The sequence below is a fragment of the Faecalimonas hominis genome, assembly GCF_054660755.1.
The window spans coordinates 1-18,877 of sequence record NZ_BAAHSH010000034.1; the positions used below are offsets into that span (position 1 = coordinate 1).

An 18,877-nucleotide genomic window follows, 5' to 3' on the forward strand; every position below is an offset into this window, starting at 1 on the left:
TATCAAAAATGGTTTATATCAGGGAAAAGGGGATAAATAAATATCTTGACATTGTGCTTTTGTATGATAGAATAATGGTTAGACTTATATAAATAAAGAAAAGGTAATGAATGTGTTAGTAGAGAACCGTTTTCTAGCAGAGAGAGGAAATCATTGGCTGGAAGTTTCCTTAAGTTCAGACGGTAATTGAATTTCCCACAGGAACCGCAGTTTTGAAGAAGATATTTGTGTAGAAACTGACGTATTTGCACGTTACGCAAACCGAGAGCCTGTCTATGACAGGAATTAGGGTGGTACCGCGATTAACCTCGTCCCTTTTGGGACGGGGATTTTTTTATGTATAGGAAATTCCTACGAAATTAAAGTGTCTATGAAAGGAGATAAAATAATGAAAGAAAAATTACAGAGCATTCAGAAAGAAGCTCTTCAGCAAATTCAGGCTTCTGAAGTGCCGGAAAAATTAAACGAGGTAAGAGTAAAATTTTTAGGGAAAAAGGGTGAATTGACAGCAATCTTAAAAGGAATGAAAGATGTTGCAGTGGAAGACAGAGCCAAAGTAGGTCAGTTGGTCAATGAAACGAGAGCGGCAATCGAGTCTCTTTTGGAAGAGAGAAAAGCGAAAATGGAAAAAGAAATTCTGGAGAGAAAATTAAGAGAAGAAGTCATTGACGTTACTCTCCCGGCAAAGAAAAATACAGTTGGACACCGCCACCCGAACACAATTGCACTGGAAGAGGTGGAAAGAATTTTCGTTGGTATGGGATATGAAGTTGTGGAAGGACCGGAAGTGGAATACGACGAATACAACTTTGAGAAGTTAAATATTCCGGCAGATCACCCGGCAAAAGATGAGCAGGATACTTTCTATATCAATAAGGACATTGTGCTTCGTACACAGACTTCCCCGGTACAGGCCCGTGTGATGGAACAGGGGAAATTACCTATCCGTATGATTGCGCCGGGAAGAGTATTCCGTTCAGACGAAGTGGACGCAACGCATTCGCCGTCATTCCATCAGATTGAAGGGCTTGTGATTGACAAAAACATCTCTTTTGCTGACTTAAAAGGAACTTTGGAAGTGTTTGCAAAAGAATTATTCGGACCAGAGACGAAGACAAAATTCAGACCACATCACTTCCCATTTACGGAACCGAGTGCGGAAGTGGACGTTACATGTTTCAAATGTGGCGGAAAAGGCTGCCGTTTCTGTAAAGGTTCAGGCTGGATTGAAATTTTGGGCTGTGGTATGGTACACCCTCATGTATTGGAAATGTGCGGAATTGATCCGGAAGAATATAACGGATTTGCGTTTGGCGTAGGTTTGGAACGTATTGCTTTATTGAAATATGAGATAGACGATATGAGATTATTATACGAAAACGATATTCGATTTTTGAAACAATTTTAGGGTATGTCTCCAATTAAAGAAAGGAAGTAGAAAGAAGATGAATACATCATTATCATGGATTAAAGCATATGTGCCTGGACTTGATGTGACGGCACAGGAATATACAGATGCGATGACACTTTCAGGAACAAAAGTAGAAGGATATGAAGTGTTGGACGCTGATTTAGAAAAAATTGTAATCGGACAGATTGAGAAAATTGAAAAACACCCTGATGCAGATAAACTGGTTGTCTGCCAGGTGAATGTTGGAGAAGAGACTGTTCAGATTGTGACAGGAGCAAAAAATGTTTTTGAGGGAGCAAAAATTCCGGTTGTTTTGGACGGTGGACGTGTTGCAGGCGGACATGACGGGAAAAAAACTCCGGGAGGAATCAAAATCAAGAAGGGAAAACTTCGCGGTGTAGAAAGTTTCGGTATGATGTGTTCTATCGAAGAACTTGGTTCCACAACAGAAATGTATCCGGAGGCAGCAGAGGACGGAATTTATATTTTTGAAGATGATGCCATTGTAGGAAGCAGTGCAATCGAAGCGCTCGGAAGAAACGATGTTGTATTTGAATATGAAGTGACATCAAACCGTGTGGACTGCTTCAGCGTTGTTGGAATTGCAAGAGAAGTGGCAGCAACATTTAGAAAAGAATTTTGTCCGCCTGTTGTAAAAGAAACAGGTAACGGTGAAGAGGTAAATGATTATGTGAAAGTTACTGTGGAAGATGCGGATTTATGCCCACGCTACTGTGCGAGAATGGTTAAAAATGTAAAGATTGCACCTTCACCAAAATGGCTGCAGAGAAGACTTGCATCGGTGGGAATCCGTCCGATCAATAACCTTGTAGATATTACAAACTATGTTATGGAAGAGTTTGGACAGCCGATGCATGCGTATGATATGTCAACGATTGCCGGAAACGAAATCGTGGTAAAAACAGCGAAGAATGGGGAAAAATTCGTTACTTTAGACGGACAGGAAAGAGAAGTGGACGAATCTGTATTAATGATTTGTGATGGCGAGAAAGCGGTTGGAATTGCGGGAATCATGGGTGGAGAAAACTCAATGATTACAGAAAATGCAGACACAGTATTGCTTGAATCGGCATGCTTTGACGGAACGAACATTCGTAAATCAAGTAAGAAAGTGGGACTTCGTACAGATGCTTCCGGAAAATTTGAGAAGGGACTTGATCCAAACAATGCAAAAGCGGCAATTGACAGAGCATGTCAACTGATTGAGGAATTAGGAGCAGGAGAAGTTGTAGGCGGAACGGTTGATGTTTACAAAAAAGTGAAAGAACCTGTTCGTGTACCGTTTGATGCGGAGAAAATTAACGTAATGTTAGGAACAGACATTTCTGAGGAAGAGATGCTCGGCTATTTTGAAAAAATTGGTTTGGAATATGATGCGGAAGCAAAAGAAGTGATAGCGCCGACATTCAGACATGATTTATTCAGACTTGCAGACCTTGCGGAGGAAGTGGCGAGATTTTATGGGTATGACAATATTCCAACAACACTTCCGAGAGGAGAAGCGACAACGGGAAAATTATCATTCAAACTTCGCATCGAGGAAGTGGCAAGAAATATCGCGGAATTCTGTGGTTTCAGTCAGGGAATGACATATTCATTTGAAAGTCCGAAAGTATTTGATAAATTATTGATTCCTGCTGATTCTAAATTAAGAGAAGCGGTGGAAATCATGAATCCGCTGGGAGAAGATTACAGTATTATGCGAACAACTTCTCTAAACGGAATGCTTACATCACTGGCAACTAACTATAATAGAAGAAACAAAGATGTGCGTTTATACGAATTAGGAAATATTTATCTTCCAAAACAACTTCCGGTAACAGAATTGCCTGAGGAACGTATGCAGTTTACACTCGGTATGTACGGAGAGGGAGACTTCTTTACTATGAAAGGCGTGGTGGAAGAATTCTTTGAAAAGATTGGTTTGCATGAGAAAGAAACATATGATCCAAATGCAGAAAAGACATTTTTACACCCGGGACGCCAGGCGAATATTATTTATGCCGGAAAAGTAGTCGGCTATCTTGGAGAAGTTCATCCGCAGGTTGCAGATACTTACGGTATCGGAACAAGAGCCTATATCGCAGTGTTAGATATGCCTGAAATTGTAGGATTGGCTACATTTGACAGAAAATACGAAGGCATTGCAAAATATCCGGCTGTAACTCGTGACATCAGTATGGTTGTACCTAAAGAAATTTTGGTAGGACAGATTGAAGAAGTAATTGAAAAGAAAGGCGGAGAATATTTAGAAGATTATCAGCTTTTCGATATTTACGAAGGTTCACAGATTAAAGAAGGATTTAAGTCGGTTGCATACTCTATCGTATTCCGTGCGAAAGATAAAACATTGGAAGAAACAGACGTTACAACAGCAATGACAAGAATTTTAAAAGCCTTAGAGGAAATGGGAATTGAATTAAGACAATAAACTTAGAACGCTTGCACAAAAAATGTGCAGGCGTTTTGTATATTATACCCAAAATATAAAGATGTGATTGAAAGAAAATGGAAAATATAGTATGATTTAGACAAAATTATATGGATTGTAACTATTGAATTAGGCAAGACCAAGAACAGTATATTTGACTCACTTTTTCACGTTGGACAAGATGATTCAAAATGTTTTTGGTCTTTTTTAAAGAGAAGAATTTACCGAAAAGATAGTCAATTCAGGAAAGGAAAAATTATGAAAAAGATTCTAAAACGTATCTTAACAGGCACGCTTGCTGTTGCTATGGTACTCACTATGATGCCGATTTCAACACCGACAGTACAGGCGGCAAAGGATAAGACAGCTTATGAAATTTATCCAAATCCACATGATATGTCTTATCAGGACGGCGAATTTGTTATTCGTCAGGAAGTAAATGTCGTTTTTGAAAAAACGATCGATTCTGTTACACAGAAAAGAATGAATGAAGTTTTGGCTTCAAAGAACAAGAAAGTAACTACTTCACAAGAAAAAGTGGAGGGAAAAACAAACATTTTAGTAGGTACATATAATTCAAAAGAATATGTAGATACTTATGTAAAAGAGCATTACAATGTTGAGGCAAGTTTGTTTGAAAAATTTGGAGCAAACTTTGTTGCTTCTAACAACGGAGAAATCGTTGTATTAGGACGTGATACAGATGCAGCATTTTATGGTATCACATCTTTAAAACATATCTTTAATCAGATGAACGGTTCAACAATCCGCAACTTTACGATTAAAGATTATGCAGACACCAATATCCGTGGATTTATCGAAGGATACTACGGAATTCCATGGTCTAATGAAGACAGAATGTCTTTGATGAAATTCGGTGGAGATTTTAAGATGACTTCTTATATCTTTGCCCCAAAGGATGACCCATATCATAAAGAAAAATGGCGTGAAGAATATCCTGCTAAAGAACTTGCAGAAATTACAGAAATGGTAAAAGTGGGAAATGAAGCTAAATGCCGTTTTGTGTGGACAGCACATCCGTTTATGGGTGGATTCAATGCCAATAATGCAGATGCTGAAATTCAGGCGTTGTTAAAGAAATTTGAACAGTTATATAAAGCGGGAGTACGTCAGTTCGGTGTACTTGGCGATGACGTAGGACAGTTAAACAAAGATATTGTTGTTAAAATGATGCAAGAAGTATCTAAATGGGCAAAAGCAAAGGGTGACGTATATGACACTGTATTCTGTCCGGCAGGATACAACCATTCATGGCAAGGAGATTACTCTGAGTTAAATAAATATGACAAAGAATTTCCTGAGGATATTAAAATCTTCTGGACAGGTGAAGCGGTATGTCAGCCGGTTGAACAGAAAACATTAAACCATTTTAGAAAACATAACCTTAACGGACAGGCAACAAGAAGAAGTCCTTTATTCTGGTTAAACTGGCCGGTAAATGATATTAACGGTGCACGTTTAATGATGGGAAAAGGTAGTCTTTTACATACAGATATTAATGTAAATGATTTAACTGGTGTTGTAACAAACCCTATGCAAGAGGCAGAAGCATCTAAAGTTGCTATTTTTGCAGTGGCAGATTATGCTTGGAATGTAAAAGCATTTGATGATGATAAGAGTTGGAAAGATTCTTTCAAATATGTAGATGCACAGGCTTCGGAAGCATTACATACATTGGCAAAACATATGTCTAACCCACAGCCAAACGGTCACGGACTTGTATTAGCTGAGTCAGAAGAGTTACAGCCATTGATTAATAAAATTAACCAACAGTTAACAGCAGGGAAGTTAGTCGATGCAGACGCAAAACAGATGATTGCAGAAATGCAGACAATCATCGATGCTTGCAAAGAATTCCATGCGCAGAGTAAAAACGCAAACTTAAAGAAAGAATTGAAACCGTTTACAGGTTCTTTGGCAGATTTGGCAAAAGTTATTCAGGAATATGTTAAAGCAGAAATGGCAGTAGAAGCAAAAGATATGTTTACTGCATTTAACCATTACAATACTGGTTACAGTGCGTTGATAAGCAGTCAGAAACATGAGCGTAAAATGCTTAATGGTTCTTCTATGGTTAGCCCTGGCTCAACACACTTAATTCCATTGGCTAAAAAGTTACAGACAAAATTATCAGGTCCTGTAAATGACTATGCAACAGGTGGAGTAGGTTCACAGCAGGTGGAAATGACAGCAACATCTAATATTACAAATTGGTATCAAGGTTCTCTTGACAATATTATTGATGGCAATGATGAAACACATGCATGGACTAGCCAATATGAAGAAAAAGGACAGTATTATCAAGTTCAATTTAATAAACCGGTAACTGTATATGGTATTCATATTATCAATGGAACAAAAGATAAGCGTCAAGAAACATTTGGTAAGGCACAGTTGAAATATCAAGTAAAGGGTTCTGATGAATGGAAACCGGTAAATAGTGATATTTATAGCAATTATGCAGAGTTTGTTGATGTAAGCCAGATTGAATTGGAAAATGTCGTTGCAGTTCGTTACGAATGTACAGAAAAAGGCAGTCAAAATAAATGGACTGCAATGCGTGAATTTAAAGTATCTACAATGCCTGAAAATGCAGAAAACTTTACAAAAACAGTTATCCGTACAAGTAACGAAGAAGGTTGGTCAGTTTCCACTGGAAAAGAAACGAATGTAGTAGACGGCGATTTAAACACAAATGTACACTATAATGTAAGACAGACTTCAACACCGAAAGATACAACTATTGTCGGTGATTATGTTGGAGTAGAATTATCTAAACCAATTGTATTAGGAAAAATCAATATTACACAGGGCAGAAATGATACTGATGGAGATTATTTTACAGATGCTGATTTAGAGTATTCAATGGATAAAAAGAATTGGACAAAAATCAACAACTTTAAAAATGCAAGAAAGATTTCCGTAGATGTTTCAGCACAGAATATTACTGCAAAATATGTACGTTTAGTAAACAAAAAACAACAAGCGACATGGATTGCAATGCGTGAATTTGATGTAGATGCAAAAATCTTCCATAACGGAAAAGTATTTACAAACGTGGATAAATACAAAAAACATACAGCAGATTATCTTGCTGATACAGCAGAGGTAACACCGATTGATAATGTGACATTAGCAAAAAATGAATACATTGGATTGAAATTGGATAGAATTCATGAATTGGCAGAGATTACAAGTAAATTATCAGATGAAAATTTAACTGTTCAACTATCTAAAAACAATGTAGAATGGAAAGATATTAACGTAAAAGAAAGCAAAGCAACAAAAGTAACCGATGATGCACGTTATGTTCGTATTATCAACAAAACAGAAAATGCTATTACATTTAATGTAGAAAAATTTGCTGTTAAAACAGTAGAGATTTATCCAAAATCAGTAAAAGAAACAAACTATAGCGAAATTGAAAATCCGTTAAATGTATTTGACGGAGATATTACAACAGCAACACATTATAAAAACAGTCAACATGCAGGAAAATTCTTTACTTATGATTTAGGACAGGAAATCGACTTAAAAACATTTAAAGTTGTATGTCGTGACAGTGAACATGACTTCCCGCGTCATGCAAAATTCTCTGTATCTACAGACGGAAAAACATGGGAAGAAATTATGACTTTAGGAAATCAGGATAAGGACAACGAAGGAGAAGCAGCAGGTTCAGACCATATCAATACTGTTTTACCTACACATGAAATTTCTTACAATGTGAAGAAAGAAACAAACATCAACAAAAAAGCAAGATACTTGAAATTTGAAATTACAAGAAATAAATCTGGTAGTGATAAATGGGTGCGTTTCAATGAACTTGAAATCAATGACGGTGAGTTTATGCCATCAGAAAACAACCCAACATACAAATCAGATGCTGAAGAAACAAGAAATGGTTTATTCAGAAATATGTCAGACGGCGACATTGCAACAATGTTCGTGCCAAGCAAAGACAAAGGATATGTACAGTACTCACTTTCTGATAACACAGATGTAAATACAATTAAAGTTTTACAGAATGCATCGGCAATTTCTAATGCGACTGTAAAAGCACGTGTATGGGAAGATAAAAAAGAGAAATGGGTAACAGTTGGTAAGTTAAGCCAGTCTTATAATGAATTTGTTCTTCCAAATGATACAGTTTTACTTGATGTAAAAGTAGAGTGGGATAAAACAACACCAAATATTACTGAATTATTAACTTATAAGTCAGACTATAAAGCAGCAGATAAGAATGCGTTAAAAGCATTAATAGACAGCAAAGAAGATACAACAAAATGGACAACATCTACTGCAAAAGTATATGCTGATGCTTATAAAGCTGGACAGGAAGTAATGAGTAGCGAAAATGTTTCACAGGATTCCGTAAATAATGCAGTAACAGCAATCAACAAAGCGATTGAAGGAAAACAGTTAAAAGGCGATATTTCCGTATTGGAAACAATCGTTAAAGACGCTTATAAAGATGCCGATACATACACAGCAAAAACATGGGCTGTATATGAAAAAGCAATCAATGCTTGTAAAGCAGCAATCGAAAATAAAGATGATACATCTGAAAAAGATGTAGAAACATTGAAAAAAGCAGTGGAAGATGCAAAAGCAGGATTAGTATACAATCCGACAAATCAAGAAATGGCTTCAATCGCAGTTGAAGAAGCAAATGCCTTTATTGCATCTATCACAAATCCGGAAAATGTATATACACAGAACTCATGGAAAGCATATGTTGATGCTAAAAAAGAGGTAGAAAGTTTATTAGAAGAAAACAAAACAACACCACAGCATCCGGATACATTTGAAGCAGCGTTAAATAAATTAACAGCAGCAAAAGAAAACTTAGTTGCTTTAGGTGAATTACCTACATTAATCGCAGATTTTGATGCAATCAAAGATTCATCTATTTATACGAAAGATTCATTTGACGCATACAAAACAGCAGTAGACAATGCACGTCAGTTGCTTGTAAACGGAACAAAAGAAACTATCGCAGAAGCAATCAAAAACATTAAAACTGCGAAAGACAACTTAAAATTAAGCGGAAATGTAGACGCATCAAAAGTGAATGCATTATTAAACGAATTGAAAAATTTAACAGCAGGAAATTACACAGAAAAATCATTTAACGAGTTACAGAAAGTAGTAACTGAAGTCGGAAACAAAGATTTATCTGCTTTAAGTCAGGAAGAATTACAAGAATGTCTTAATCAGTTAAACGGTGCAAAACAGAACTTAGTATCTGTAAAAGCATTAAAAGAAGCAATCGCTTCAGCAGAAACATATTCGGCAGATAAATATACTGCAAATAGTTATAAAGTATTAACAGATGCAGTCGCAAGTGGAAAAGCATTATTTGCAACTGGTACAAAAGAAGAAGTAAGTAAAGCAACAGATGCTATCTACAAAGCAATGAAAGGTTTGGTTGTAAGAGCAAATGCTGATGAAGTGAAAGAGTATGTTGAGTCTATCGTAGAAAAAGACTTAAGCAAATACACAGAAGAAAGTGCCAAAGTATACAAAGACGCTTTAGCAGTATTAAAAGATATGTTAAATGATTTAGACAATGTTTCGGCAAAAGCATTCGCACAGGCGAAAGCAAACTTTGAAAAGGCAGAAGCAGGATTAGTTGTAAAAGATACAACAGTACCGGATAAAAAACCAAATAAAAAACCGGGTAATAAGCCGGTTAAAACCGGTGACGCTGCAAACGGTGTAATGCCAATTGCACTGATGATTGCAAGTATGGCAATTGCAGGCGGTGTTCTTGTATTCAGAAGAAAAAGAACAAAATAATCAAGGCGTAATGAATGGAAAAGGAATTTCAAAATAGAAATTCCTTTTCTTTTTTGATGAAATTTTCTGTGGAAAATGTTATACTTAAATAAGTTTATGCAAAAGGGAGAGAGTTTTGTTGAACAGGAATACGATGAGGAGTTTATTGGAACAGCCGGCAATGCACAATTATATGCCGGATATATTTGGGAACAGGGTACTTGAGATTGGCTGCGGCTGTGGGAAGAATTGCAGATATTTTGCCGAGAACGGTGCAGTGAAGGTGCTGGGAACACATATGTCAGGGAGAATGCTGAAAATCGCAAAAAGAAAATCTGTGGGATTACCCATAGAATACCGTCTTTTAGCACCGGAAAAGGCAGCGGGGTTGGACGAAAAATTTGATGTCATATACAGTTCGCTCGTTTTTCATTACGTGGAACATTTCGATAAATTTATCGCAGGGCTGAGTTCACTTTTACATAAAGACGGCATTTTACTTTTTTCTCAAAAGCACCCGATTACAACAGCATCTTTAGACAGACAGCCGGGCTGGAATTATGATGAGAGAGGTAAGGAGATTTCTTATACATTTTCAAATTATCATCAGTCAGGACGACGCGGTTCCAACTGGTTTATTGATGATGAAGTTATTTACCATAGAACAGTGGGCGAGATAGTGACTGCACTTGGACAACACGGATTTTATGTAGAGGCTGCAGATGAGACAAGGCCGAGTTCCACTATGATAAAACAATATCCGCAGTTGGAAAAAGAAATGCTGAAACCGGCCTTTTTAGTTATACGGGCGAGAAAGATATAGAGGAAGGATAGAAATATGAAACGAGAAGATTTTTATTTTGAATTACCAGAGGAATTGATTGCGCAGGATCCGTTGGAGGACCGTTCCGGCTCAAGACTTTTAGTTTTGGATAAAGAGACGGGAAAAACAGAGCATCATATTTTTAAAGAGATTGTCAATTATTTGGAGGAGGGGGACTGCCTTGTCATTAATGATACAAAGGTACTTCCGGCAAGACTGATTGGCTCAAAAGTAGGGACAGATGCGAAAATAGAAGTTCTTTTATTAAAAAGAAGAGAGAATGATGTTTGGGAGACACTGGTAAAACCCGGAAAGAAAGCAAAAGTGGGTACAAAAATCCGTTTTGGGGAAGGCCTTTTAGAAGGGGAAGTTATTGATATTGTAGATGAGGGAAACCGCCTGATTCAATTTCATTATGAAGGAATTTTCGAGGAAGTTTTGGATCAGTTAGGGCAGATGCCTCTTCCACCGTATATCACACATCAGTTGGAAGATAAGAACCGCTATCAGACCGTATATGCAAAACATACCGGATCAGCGGCAGCGCCAACGGCAGGACTGCATTTTACGGAAGAGTTGTTGGAAGAAATCGCAAAGAAGAATGTAAAAATTGCCAGAGTGACGTTACATGTCGGGCTTGGAACTTTCCGTCCCGTTAAAGTAGATAATATTCTGGAACATCATATGCACTCAGAATTTTATCAGATTGATGAGGAGGCAGCCCGCAAGATTAATGAGACAAAAGAGCAGGGACATCGCGTAATCTGTGTGGGAACGACAAGTTGCAGAACAGTTGAATCGGCAGCGGACGAAAATGGAAGATTACAGGCGACAAGCGGTTGGACGGACATTTTTATCTATCCGGGTTATCAATTTAAAATTTTGGATTGTCTGATTACGAATTTCCATTTGCCGGAATCTACTTTGATTATGCTTGTGTCGGCTTTGGCAGGCAGAGAAAATGTTTTGGCGGCATATGAGGAAGCAGTAAGAGAACGGTATCGTTTCTTTAGTTTTGGAGATGCAATGTTTATCAGATAGGGTGGCGAAGGCCACCCTTTTTATGTATGCGATAAAAAACTTGCCAAAAGTTTTTCTTTATGTAAAAATGATGGGGTAAAGAAGTTAGTTGTGACAAACATCTAATGGATTTAAGTGAAAGGAAGAAAGATGACAAATCAATTTGAAGAATATCAGATAGAAAAAAAGAATCAGGCGGTAACGATACGCAGGTGTTATGTCTGCGGAGGAGTGATTGAGATTCCGGAAGAAATCAACGGATATCCTGTGGAAGAGATTGGCGATTATGCTTTTTCTGCCTATGGTCCGGTAGGGGAGGAAGATGCGTCGGTCTGCGGAGCAAAGTTAGAAGAAATTATTTTGCCAAAAACAATTAAAAGAATTGGGAAATACGCTTTTTACGGGTGTAGCCGGTTGGAGAAAATAAGTTTTTACAGCAATATTTCCGATATAGGCGCAGGTGCGTTTACAGGCTGTCATCGGGTGAGTGAACTAGATGCCACTTTGGTTGCGGGAGAAAAATCGTGTCTGCGGGAATTACTGTTGGAACTGCGGGAGAAACAGAGCGTCTCACTTCACGCTGTGGAAGGGGAGGCGAAACTGGTTTTTCCGGAATTTTTTGAGGAGGCGGTGGAAAATACGCCTGCGAGAATTTTGGAGACTCATACACATGGAAGCGGAATGTGGTATCGAAATTGTTTTATTCAGACAGAAGTTCAGTTTGATTTATATGATAAACGTTTTCCGTGGGCAAAGGAAGATGAAAAACAGGAAGTCATACTGGAGATGGCTTTTGGCAGATTACTCTACCCGATTGGCTTACATAAGGAAGCAGAGCAGAAATATAAAGAGTTTTTAACGGAGTATTTTGAGGAGGCGTGTCTGTGGGCGTTTTCCCGGGAAAGTCTGCAGGAAACGAAGTATCTGGCGAGAGAGATTGCAAAAGAGAAAGCCATGATGCAGCAGATGATTCACATTGCGGGTAAGCAGCGGAAGGAAGAGATTTTCAGTTACCTGATGAATGAGGAACATGAGCGGTATCCGTCAGGAAAGAAAGAAGATAAATTTTTGTTATAGGGCAGGTGAGGAAAATGGCAAGAGAATGGAATGTACTGCAAAGGGAGCAGCAGAGAGAATTGGAAAAGATAGAAATCTGCATGGAAGTCTGGGCGCAGGCAAAACAGGAACTATATGTCTCCATGCGGTTTTTTCATGTTGCATTAAGCAGATTGGAATTTGAACCACAGTATTCTTCGGCAGAAATTGGAACAAACGGTGAAACAGTGTATTTTTCGCCGGACACCCTTATCAGCCTGTTTCGGGAAAACAGATTAAAGGTAAACAGAATGTACCTGCACATGATATTACACTGTCTGTTTTTGCATTTTGCCCTTCCATCTGCCGCAGATAAGAGATATTGGAATCTAGCCAGCGATATTGTCGTGGAGAAGATGATTGATTCACTTACGGCAAGAAGTGTGAGGAGATATGTTTCCCCTTACAGAAAAAATCTTTATCAGACAATCGAAAAACAAAAGCAAGTTTTAACACCGAAAAATGTATATGAATTTCTGCGGCAGATGAATTATCAGGAAGAGGAAATCAGGAGAATGGAAAACGAATTTTATATGGATAATCATTCTATGTGGTCTGATAATCTGACACCGAAAAGCACGATGGAAAGAAATAAGCGGTGGAAAGAAGACAGTGAGAAAATGCAGACGGAAATAGAGACATTTGGAAAAGAACAGTCAGACGAAGTGAAAGATGTGCTGGAACAGATTCAAATTGAAAACAGGGAAAAGTATGACTATAGGAAGTTTTTAAGGAAATTTTCGGTTTTAAAAGAAGAAACACAGGTGGATCTGGATTCTTTTGACTATGTATTTTATCACTATGGAATGGAATTATACGGAAATATGCCGTTGATTGAGCCTCAGGAAACAAAGGAAGTTTACAAGGTGGAAGATTTTGTGATCGCCATAGATACTTCCATGTCATGTAAAGGTGAATTGGTAAAACAGTTTTTGCGGGAAACATACAGTGTTCTCAGCGAATCGGAAAGTTTCTTTCGGAAAGTGCGCATACACATTATTCAGTGTGATGATAGAATTCAATCTGACACAGTTATCACAAATGAGAAAGAGTTGCAGGCATATATGGAATCTTTCGAAGTGCGAGGTCAGGGAGGAACGGACTTCAGACCGGTGTTCGCCTATGTGAATGAACTGATAAAGAAAAAAGCATTTCATCATCTGAGAGGCTTGATTTATTTTACAGACGGTTACGGCACATTTCCGGTAAAAAGACCGCTCTATGAGACTGCGTTTGTATTTATGAAGGAAGATTACAGAGATGTCGATGTGCCGATTTGGGCAATGAAATTGATTATAGAACCGGAAGAATTTAGTGGAAAGGTGGAAGCAGAATGGACATAAAGAGAGCAAAAGAGGAAATTAAAAATGCGATTTCCGCATATTTATTAAAAGATGAGTATGGAGAATATGTAATTCCGTCGGTGCGGCAAAGACCGATATTTCTTATCGGCGCTCCGGGAATTGGAAAAACACAGATTATGGAGCAGATTGCAAAAGAGTGCAGACTTGGAATTGTATCCTACACGATTACACATCATACAAGGCAAAGTGCAATCGGACTGCCGTTTATTTCAAAACACGTTTATGGAGAGAAAGAGTATTCGGTTACGGAATATACGATGAGCGAGATTGTAGCGTCCGTCTACGATAAGATAGAAAAAACAGGATTAAAAGAGGGAATTTTATTTGTAGATGAAATCAACTGTGTTTCAGAAACGTTGGCCCCTGCGATGCTGCAATTTTTGCAATATAAAAGTTTTGGAAATCATCAGATACCGGAAGGCTGGATTATTGTGACGGCGGGAAATCCTCCTGAATACAATAAATCCGTGAGAGAATTTGATGTTGTTACAATGGACAGAGTGAAGAAAATAGAAGTACAGCCGGAGTTTTCCGTCTGGAAAGAATATGCGTATAAATCTAACATTCATGGTGCTGTTATTTCCTATCTGACAGCGAAGCCTTCTTATTTTTATCAGATGGAGATGACGGTGGACGGAATGCTCTTTTCTACACCGAGAGGCTGGGAAGATTTATCCAATATGCTTTACGCATATGAAAAGCAGGAAAAAGAGGCAGATTGGGAAGTGGTTGTGCAGTATATTCAATATCCGAAGATTGCAAAAGATTTCGCAAATTATTTGGAACTCTATCACAAATATCGCACCGATTACCGCATGGACGAGGTTCTTGAAGGGACAATAGACGAAAGAGTGAAAAAGAAATTAAATCACGCTTCTTTTGACGAGCGATTAAGCATTGTCAGCCTTTTATTGGCAAAATTGACAGAGCAGTTCCGTCAGACATACCGAAGAGAAGGGGAGACGGAAGTATTGTTCAAATGTCTGAAAAGATATAAGAGCAATCTGGAATTTGGGGAAGATGTGGTATCCTGCCTGGAGGAAGTGAAAGAGCAGATGATTGAAACGTTAGAATATAAGAAAAAAGCAGAATTGTTAAACAGGGAAGAAAAATATTCTTTCTCACGCACAATTCAGAAATTGGAATCTTATATTATGGTGTTGAAAACAGAAAACCTCTATGACAAAGAAGAAGGATTTGAAAAGGTGCGTTCTCTCTTTGCAAAAGAAAAAGAAATTTATGAAAAACTGGAAGAAGCGTCAGGAAAAATGCTGGAATATGCTTTCGATTTCATGGAAATTATGTTTGGAACGAGTCAGGAAATGGTAGCGTTTGTGACAGAACTGAATGCGAACTATTACAGTGCGCAGTTCTTACAGGAATATTCCTGTGAGAGATACTATCAATATAATAAAAACGTTCTTTTTGAGGAGAGAGAACAGAATCTTCTGAAAAGAATAGAAAGATTATAAAGGCAGAGAGGAACAGTCCCCTCTGCCAAGCAGATTTATTCAGATTTTTTCAATATTGTGCGTGCGGATATACCGTTGATTTCCACATGATCATCTACCCCAATGACAAGACACTGCCTTCCGTCAATGACCTTTGTTTCAACAAGGTCAGTGCGTTCCGGATTTACCTTGATGATAATATCAGGGGTTTTAATTTCAAAAGTTCTTGTATTTGTAATGTTAGTGGCAAGAAGAGTGGATTTCTCGCCTGCTACGGTTTCGTACTGTGTGTCAAAATTTTCTAATTTTTCCTGATCGACACCGCTTTTGGCAAATAGATATTTTACTTCTTCTTTGTCAAGTTCGACGGGAACAGGAGAATCTTTCTGTTCTTCAATCAGTTCATTTAGGTTTTCGTGAATGTTTTTGACAACTTCGTAGGAACATTCATCTCCCAGTGTTTCCGTTATCAGTGTATTGAAAGACTCTTTCTGTGTTCCTGCGGTGAGAGGGGAAGAACAGCCAAGCAAACTGTCTACCAGTTCCATATGTAATTCTTCCGGTTTTTTGGAATAATATAGTGTACTGTGAATATCCGTACTTCTGTCGTTGAAAGCGGGGAATAAGAAAGCATGGTTTGGCATTTCTACGATCCAATCACGGATACGGTCATGGAAAGTGTTTAATTCAGCATCGTAAGACAGTCCCGGTTTTGAAAGTTTGACAGGGCATATACTGCAGACGATATAATCGTATACTTCATCAGAAGCGTCAAACATTTCCTCATTATCAGAAGACTTTCCGGGAATGTCGTAGGCGCTGTGAATGAGGAGGATAAGATAATGCTCTGCATAATCGTAAGATTCGATAATTTTATCGTAAAAAGTATTTAAAAGCATATCGTCAGTCAGGCGGCTTTCGCGCAATTTTAAGAGAAACTCGTGTGTTCCGCCGTTTAATTCCGCTTCAAGAGAAAAATCCATATTAATTAGATTTTTCCCGAGAGTTCCCGACAGACCTTTGCGAAAAATATCGAAATATTTGAACATTTCCTCCTCGGGTAAAGAGAGAAAAGCCTGTTTGAATGTGGACTGCTTTTCTTTTTCACCGTTTACATAACAGCCACAAATGCGTGTGATTGCACAGTTTGCGGGGGTAAACTGCTTTTTGATTTCCGCAATTTCTTTTTTATTCATATGTCTAACTCCTTTGTATGTACAAATAATTACTCCGATTATTATATCGTAAAATGAAATTAAAGTTAAGATTTTTTTCACAAATAGAAAGAAATGATGTGATATAATGTAGACTAATCTAACTGAGGAGGAAATGCTTATGATATGTAAACGATGTGGAAAAGAGATGCAAATCAAACCAATTGAAGTAGGAAAAGATAAACAGGGCAATCCGATTTATCATACATATGCATTTTGTTATGAATGTAAAGTAAAAATGGATTTGGATAAACAAAGAGAAAAGGAGAAAAAGGAGCATAGTGAAAACTATGCCGGAAGTAAAAAGAATTCCGGCAGGAGTAAGAAGAAACGGAAAAAGGGAGGTTCGATCAAACTGCCTTTTAAGTTTTCAGGGAAAAAGAAGAAAAAAACGAAAGAGAAAAAAGGACACGGTTTTCTAAAAGCGATTCTATTTATCCTTATTCTTGCGGTGATTGGAACGGCAGCGTATTATAACCGGGAAACTTTGAAAAAATGGGCTAAAATCGGAATTGAGAAACTAAACGATAAAGATGAATCAACGAAAGAACCGGTAAAAGAGCCGGAAGAGGAACAGACAGAAGAGCAGACGGAAGAACAGACGGAAGAACAGGAACAAAAACCTGTGGAGGAACAGAAAGAGGAAGAAAATCAGGGTGCGGGACAGGATAAAGTACCCGATAATTCCACACAGGAAGGGGAAAATACGTCAGATAAAGGAGAAGAATAGAAGATGAACAAAAAGCAGATTATCGGAGCGGTGGTTGCCGCAGTTTTATTTATTGCCGTAGGCGTGACGAGTGTATTTACCAATACGATTGCGGATTCTTTTTTAAAGAGAACTTCCAGTGAGGTTTTATCCGGAGGAACAGAATTACAACTTCCAAACAGAGAATATGTCGGTGTGGTAAATGTTGTGGGAACAATACAGGAACAGACAACATCAGATGGGATTTTTGATACGAGTGAAGGATACCAGCATTTGGATACTTTGGAATATATTGACAGAATGAAAGAGGATTCTTCCAATAAAGGAATTCTTCTTCGCGTAGATTCTCCGGGAGGAGCGGTTTATGAATCCGAGGAATTATATTTGAAATTGAAAGAATACCAGAAAGAGACAAATCGTCCGGTATGGACATACATGGAACATTACGCCGCTTCGGGCGGATATTATATTTCAGCGCCGTCTGACAAGATTTACGCTAATCCAAACACGACAACAGGTTCTATCGGAGTAATTATTTCAGGATTTGATATGACGGGATTATATGAGAAATTGGGGATTCGCTCATACAGTATAACAAGCGGCAAGAATAAAGATATGAGTCAGATGAACGAAGAGCAGACGGCTATTTATCAAAGTATCGTAGATGAATCCTATGGTCGCTTTGTTGAAATTGTGGCAGACGGAAGAAAAATGAGTGAGGAGGAAGTGAGAAAACTTGCGGACGGAAGAATCTATTCGGCAAAGCAGGCAAAAGCAAACGGTTTAGTTGATGAAATCGGACTGTATGACGATATGAAAAAAGACATGAGTAAAGAAATTGGGGAGAATGTGATTTTCTATGAGCCAAGTACGGAACCGTCCATGCTCGCATCATTTTTTGGGAAATTAGAAAGTTTAAAGACAAAATCGGAAGCGGAAGTATTAAAAGAGACAGAAGCGGAATTGGGAAGTGGGGTGCCGATGTATTATGCAGAACAATTACGATAACCCGGTAATGTATGGGGGATTTTTCGCAAGACTGTCGGCATATATTATTGACAGTATTATTGTATGGGTTGGTTTACTCTTCATCAGAATTCCGTTACACTTTCTTTTTTCGCAGATAGACGGAAACATATTGTTTCACTATACATTAAAAGATATTGTTTTATATGTATGCGGAGTTTCCTATTTTGTCCTGATGACGTATTGTACGGGAACGACACTTGGAAAACGCGTTATGAACTTACAGGTAGTCAATGCAAACGGTGGGAAATTATCTCTGTTTAACATAATCTACAGGGAAACCATCGGAAGATTTTTAAGCGGATTCTGTATGGGAATCGGATATGTTTTAGTGGGAGTAGACAGGGAAAAAAGAGGAATACAGGATATGCTCGGGGACACAAGAGTAATTTACCGAAACAGTTACATGAAAAACCCGATACGGTAATGTATCGGGTTTTCTAATCTCATTTCCAGTGATGCTTTTTAAATATGAAATCAAATATATATTAAATCTTATAAATAAAAGGC

12 protein-coding genes and 1 other annotated feature are annotated in these 18,877 nt (G+C 38.0%); of the genes, 11 read left to right on the top strand and 1 reads right to left on the bottom strand.

Annotated elements, in window-relative coordinates; genetic code table 11:
• Positions 1-97 precede the first annotated feature (97 nt).
• Positions 98-319, top strand: a binding site (T-box leader).
• Between the two features lie 69 nt (positions 320-388).
• The 8 genes from pheS (at position 389) to ACYQ35_RS06540 (ending at position 15,439) form a co-directional block, all read left to right on the top strand.
• The gene (pheS, locus tag ACYQ35_RS06505; RefSeq protein ID WP_009757370.1) at positions 389-1,408 is read left to right on the top strand and encodes a phenylalanine--tRNA ligase subunit alpha; all 1,020 of its coding nucleotides are present in this window, start codon (positions 389-391) and stop codon (positions 1,406-1,408) included.
• A gap of 37 nt (positions 1,409-1,445) precedes the next feature.
• Positions 1,446-3,863 carry a phenylalanine--tRNA ligase subunit beta gene (pheT, locus tag ACYQ35_RS06510; protein ID WP_459831373.1) on the top strand — a complete coding sequence of 806 codons (2,418 nt, stop codon included), beginning with the start codon at positions 1,446-1,448 and terminating at the stop codon, positions 3,861-3,863.
• A gap of 258 nt (positions 3,864-4,121) precedes the next feature.
• Entirely contained in the window at positions 4,122-9,686 is a 5,565-nt protein-coding gene (locus ACYQ35_RS06515) for a beta-N-acetylglucosaminidase domain-containing protein (RefSeq protein ID WP_459831376.1), read from the top strand.
• 133 nt (positions 9,687-9,819) lie between these two features.
• Positions 9,820-10,488 carry a class I SAM-dependent methyltransferase gene (locus ACYQ35_RS06520; RefSeq protein ID WP_459831379.1) on the top strand — a complete coding sequence of 223 codons (669 nt, stop codon included), beginning with the start codon at positions 9,820-9,822 and terminating at the stop codon, positions 10,486-10,488.
• Positions 10,489-10,503: 15 nt separating this feature from the next.
• Positions 10,504-11,529 (top strand): tRNA preQ1(34) S-adenosylmethionine ribosyltransferase-isomerase QueA, encoded by a 1,026-nt coding sequence (gene queA / locus ACYQ35_RS06525; RefSeq protein ID WP_009757366.1) that lies wholly within the window; start codon positions 10,504-10,506, stop codon positions 11,527-11,529.
• A 129-nt stretch (positions 11,530-11,658) separates the two neighbouring features.
• Entirely contained in the window at positions 11,659-12,585 is a 927-nt protein-coding gene (locus ACYQ35_RS06530) for a leucine-rich repeat domain-containing protein (protein WP_459831384.1), read from the top strand.
• Between the two features lie 14 nt (positions 12,586-12,599).
• Positions 12,600-13,946, top strand: coding sequence for a vWA domain-containing protein (locus tag ACYQ35_RS06535; protein ID WP_009757364.1), 1,347 nt, complete (start codon positions 12,600-12,602; stop codon positions 13,944-13,946).
• On the top strand, positions 13,937-15,439 hold the full coding sequence (locus ACYQ35_RS06540) for an ATP-binding protein (RefSeq protein WP_459831390.1): 1,503 nt from the start codon (positions 13,937-13,939) through the stop codon (positions 15,437-15,439). Before ACYQ35_RS06535 ends, ACYQ35_RS06540 begins: the two co-directional genes overlap by 10 nt.
• 35 nt (positions 15,440-15,474) lie before the next feature.
• Here the strand turns inward: ACYQ35_RS06540 and ACYQ35_RS06545 are convergent, their stop codons facing one another.
• On the bottom strand, positions 15,475-16,614 hold the full coding sequence (locus ACYQ35_RS06545; RefSeq protein WP_009757362.1) for a DUF4317 domain-containing protein: 1,140 nt from the start codon (positions 16,612-16,614) through the stop codon (positions 15,475-15,477).
• Positions 16,615-16,753: 139 nt separating this feature from the next.
• On the opposite strand from ACYQ35_RS06545, the gene ACYQ35_RS06550 reads away from it, so the two are divergent.
• Genes ACYQ35_RS06550 through ACYQ35_RS06560 form a run of 3 tightly spaced genes read left to right on the top strand, consistent with a single transcriptional unit; the run spans position 16,754 to position 18,794 of the window.
• The gene (locus ACYQ35_RS06550; RefSeq protein WP_009757361.1) at positions 16,754-17,362 is read left to right on the top strand and encodes a hypothetical protein; all 609 of its coding nucleotides are present in this window, start codon (positions 16,754-16,756) and stop codon (positions 17,360-17,362) included.
• Between the two features lie 3 nt (positions 17,363-17,365).
• Entirely contained in the window at positions 17,366-18,349 is a 984-nt protein-coding gene (sppA, locus tag ACYQ35_RS06555; protein ID WP_459831395.1) for a signal peptide peptidase SppA, read from the top strand.
• Entirely contained in the window at positions 18,330-18,794 is a 465-nt protein-coding gene (locus ACYQ35_RS06560; RefSeq protein ID WP_084667643.1) for an RDD family protein, read from the top strand. Before sppA ends, ACYQ35_RS06560 begins: the two co-directional genes overlap by 20 nt.
• Positions 18,795-18,877 lie beyond the last annotated feature (83 nt).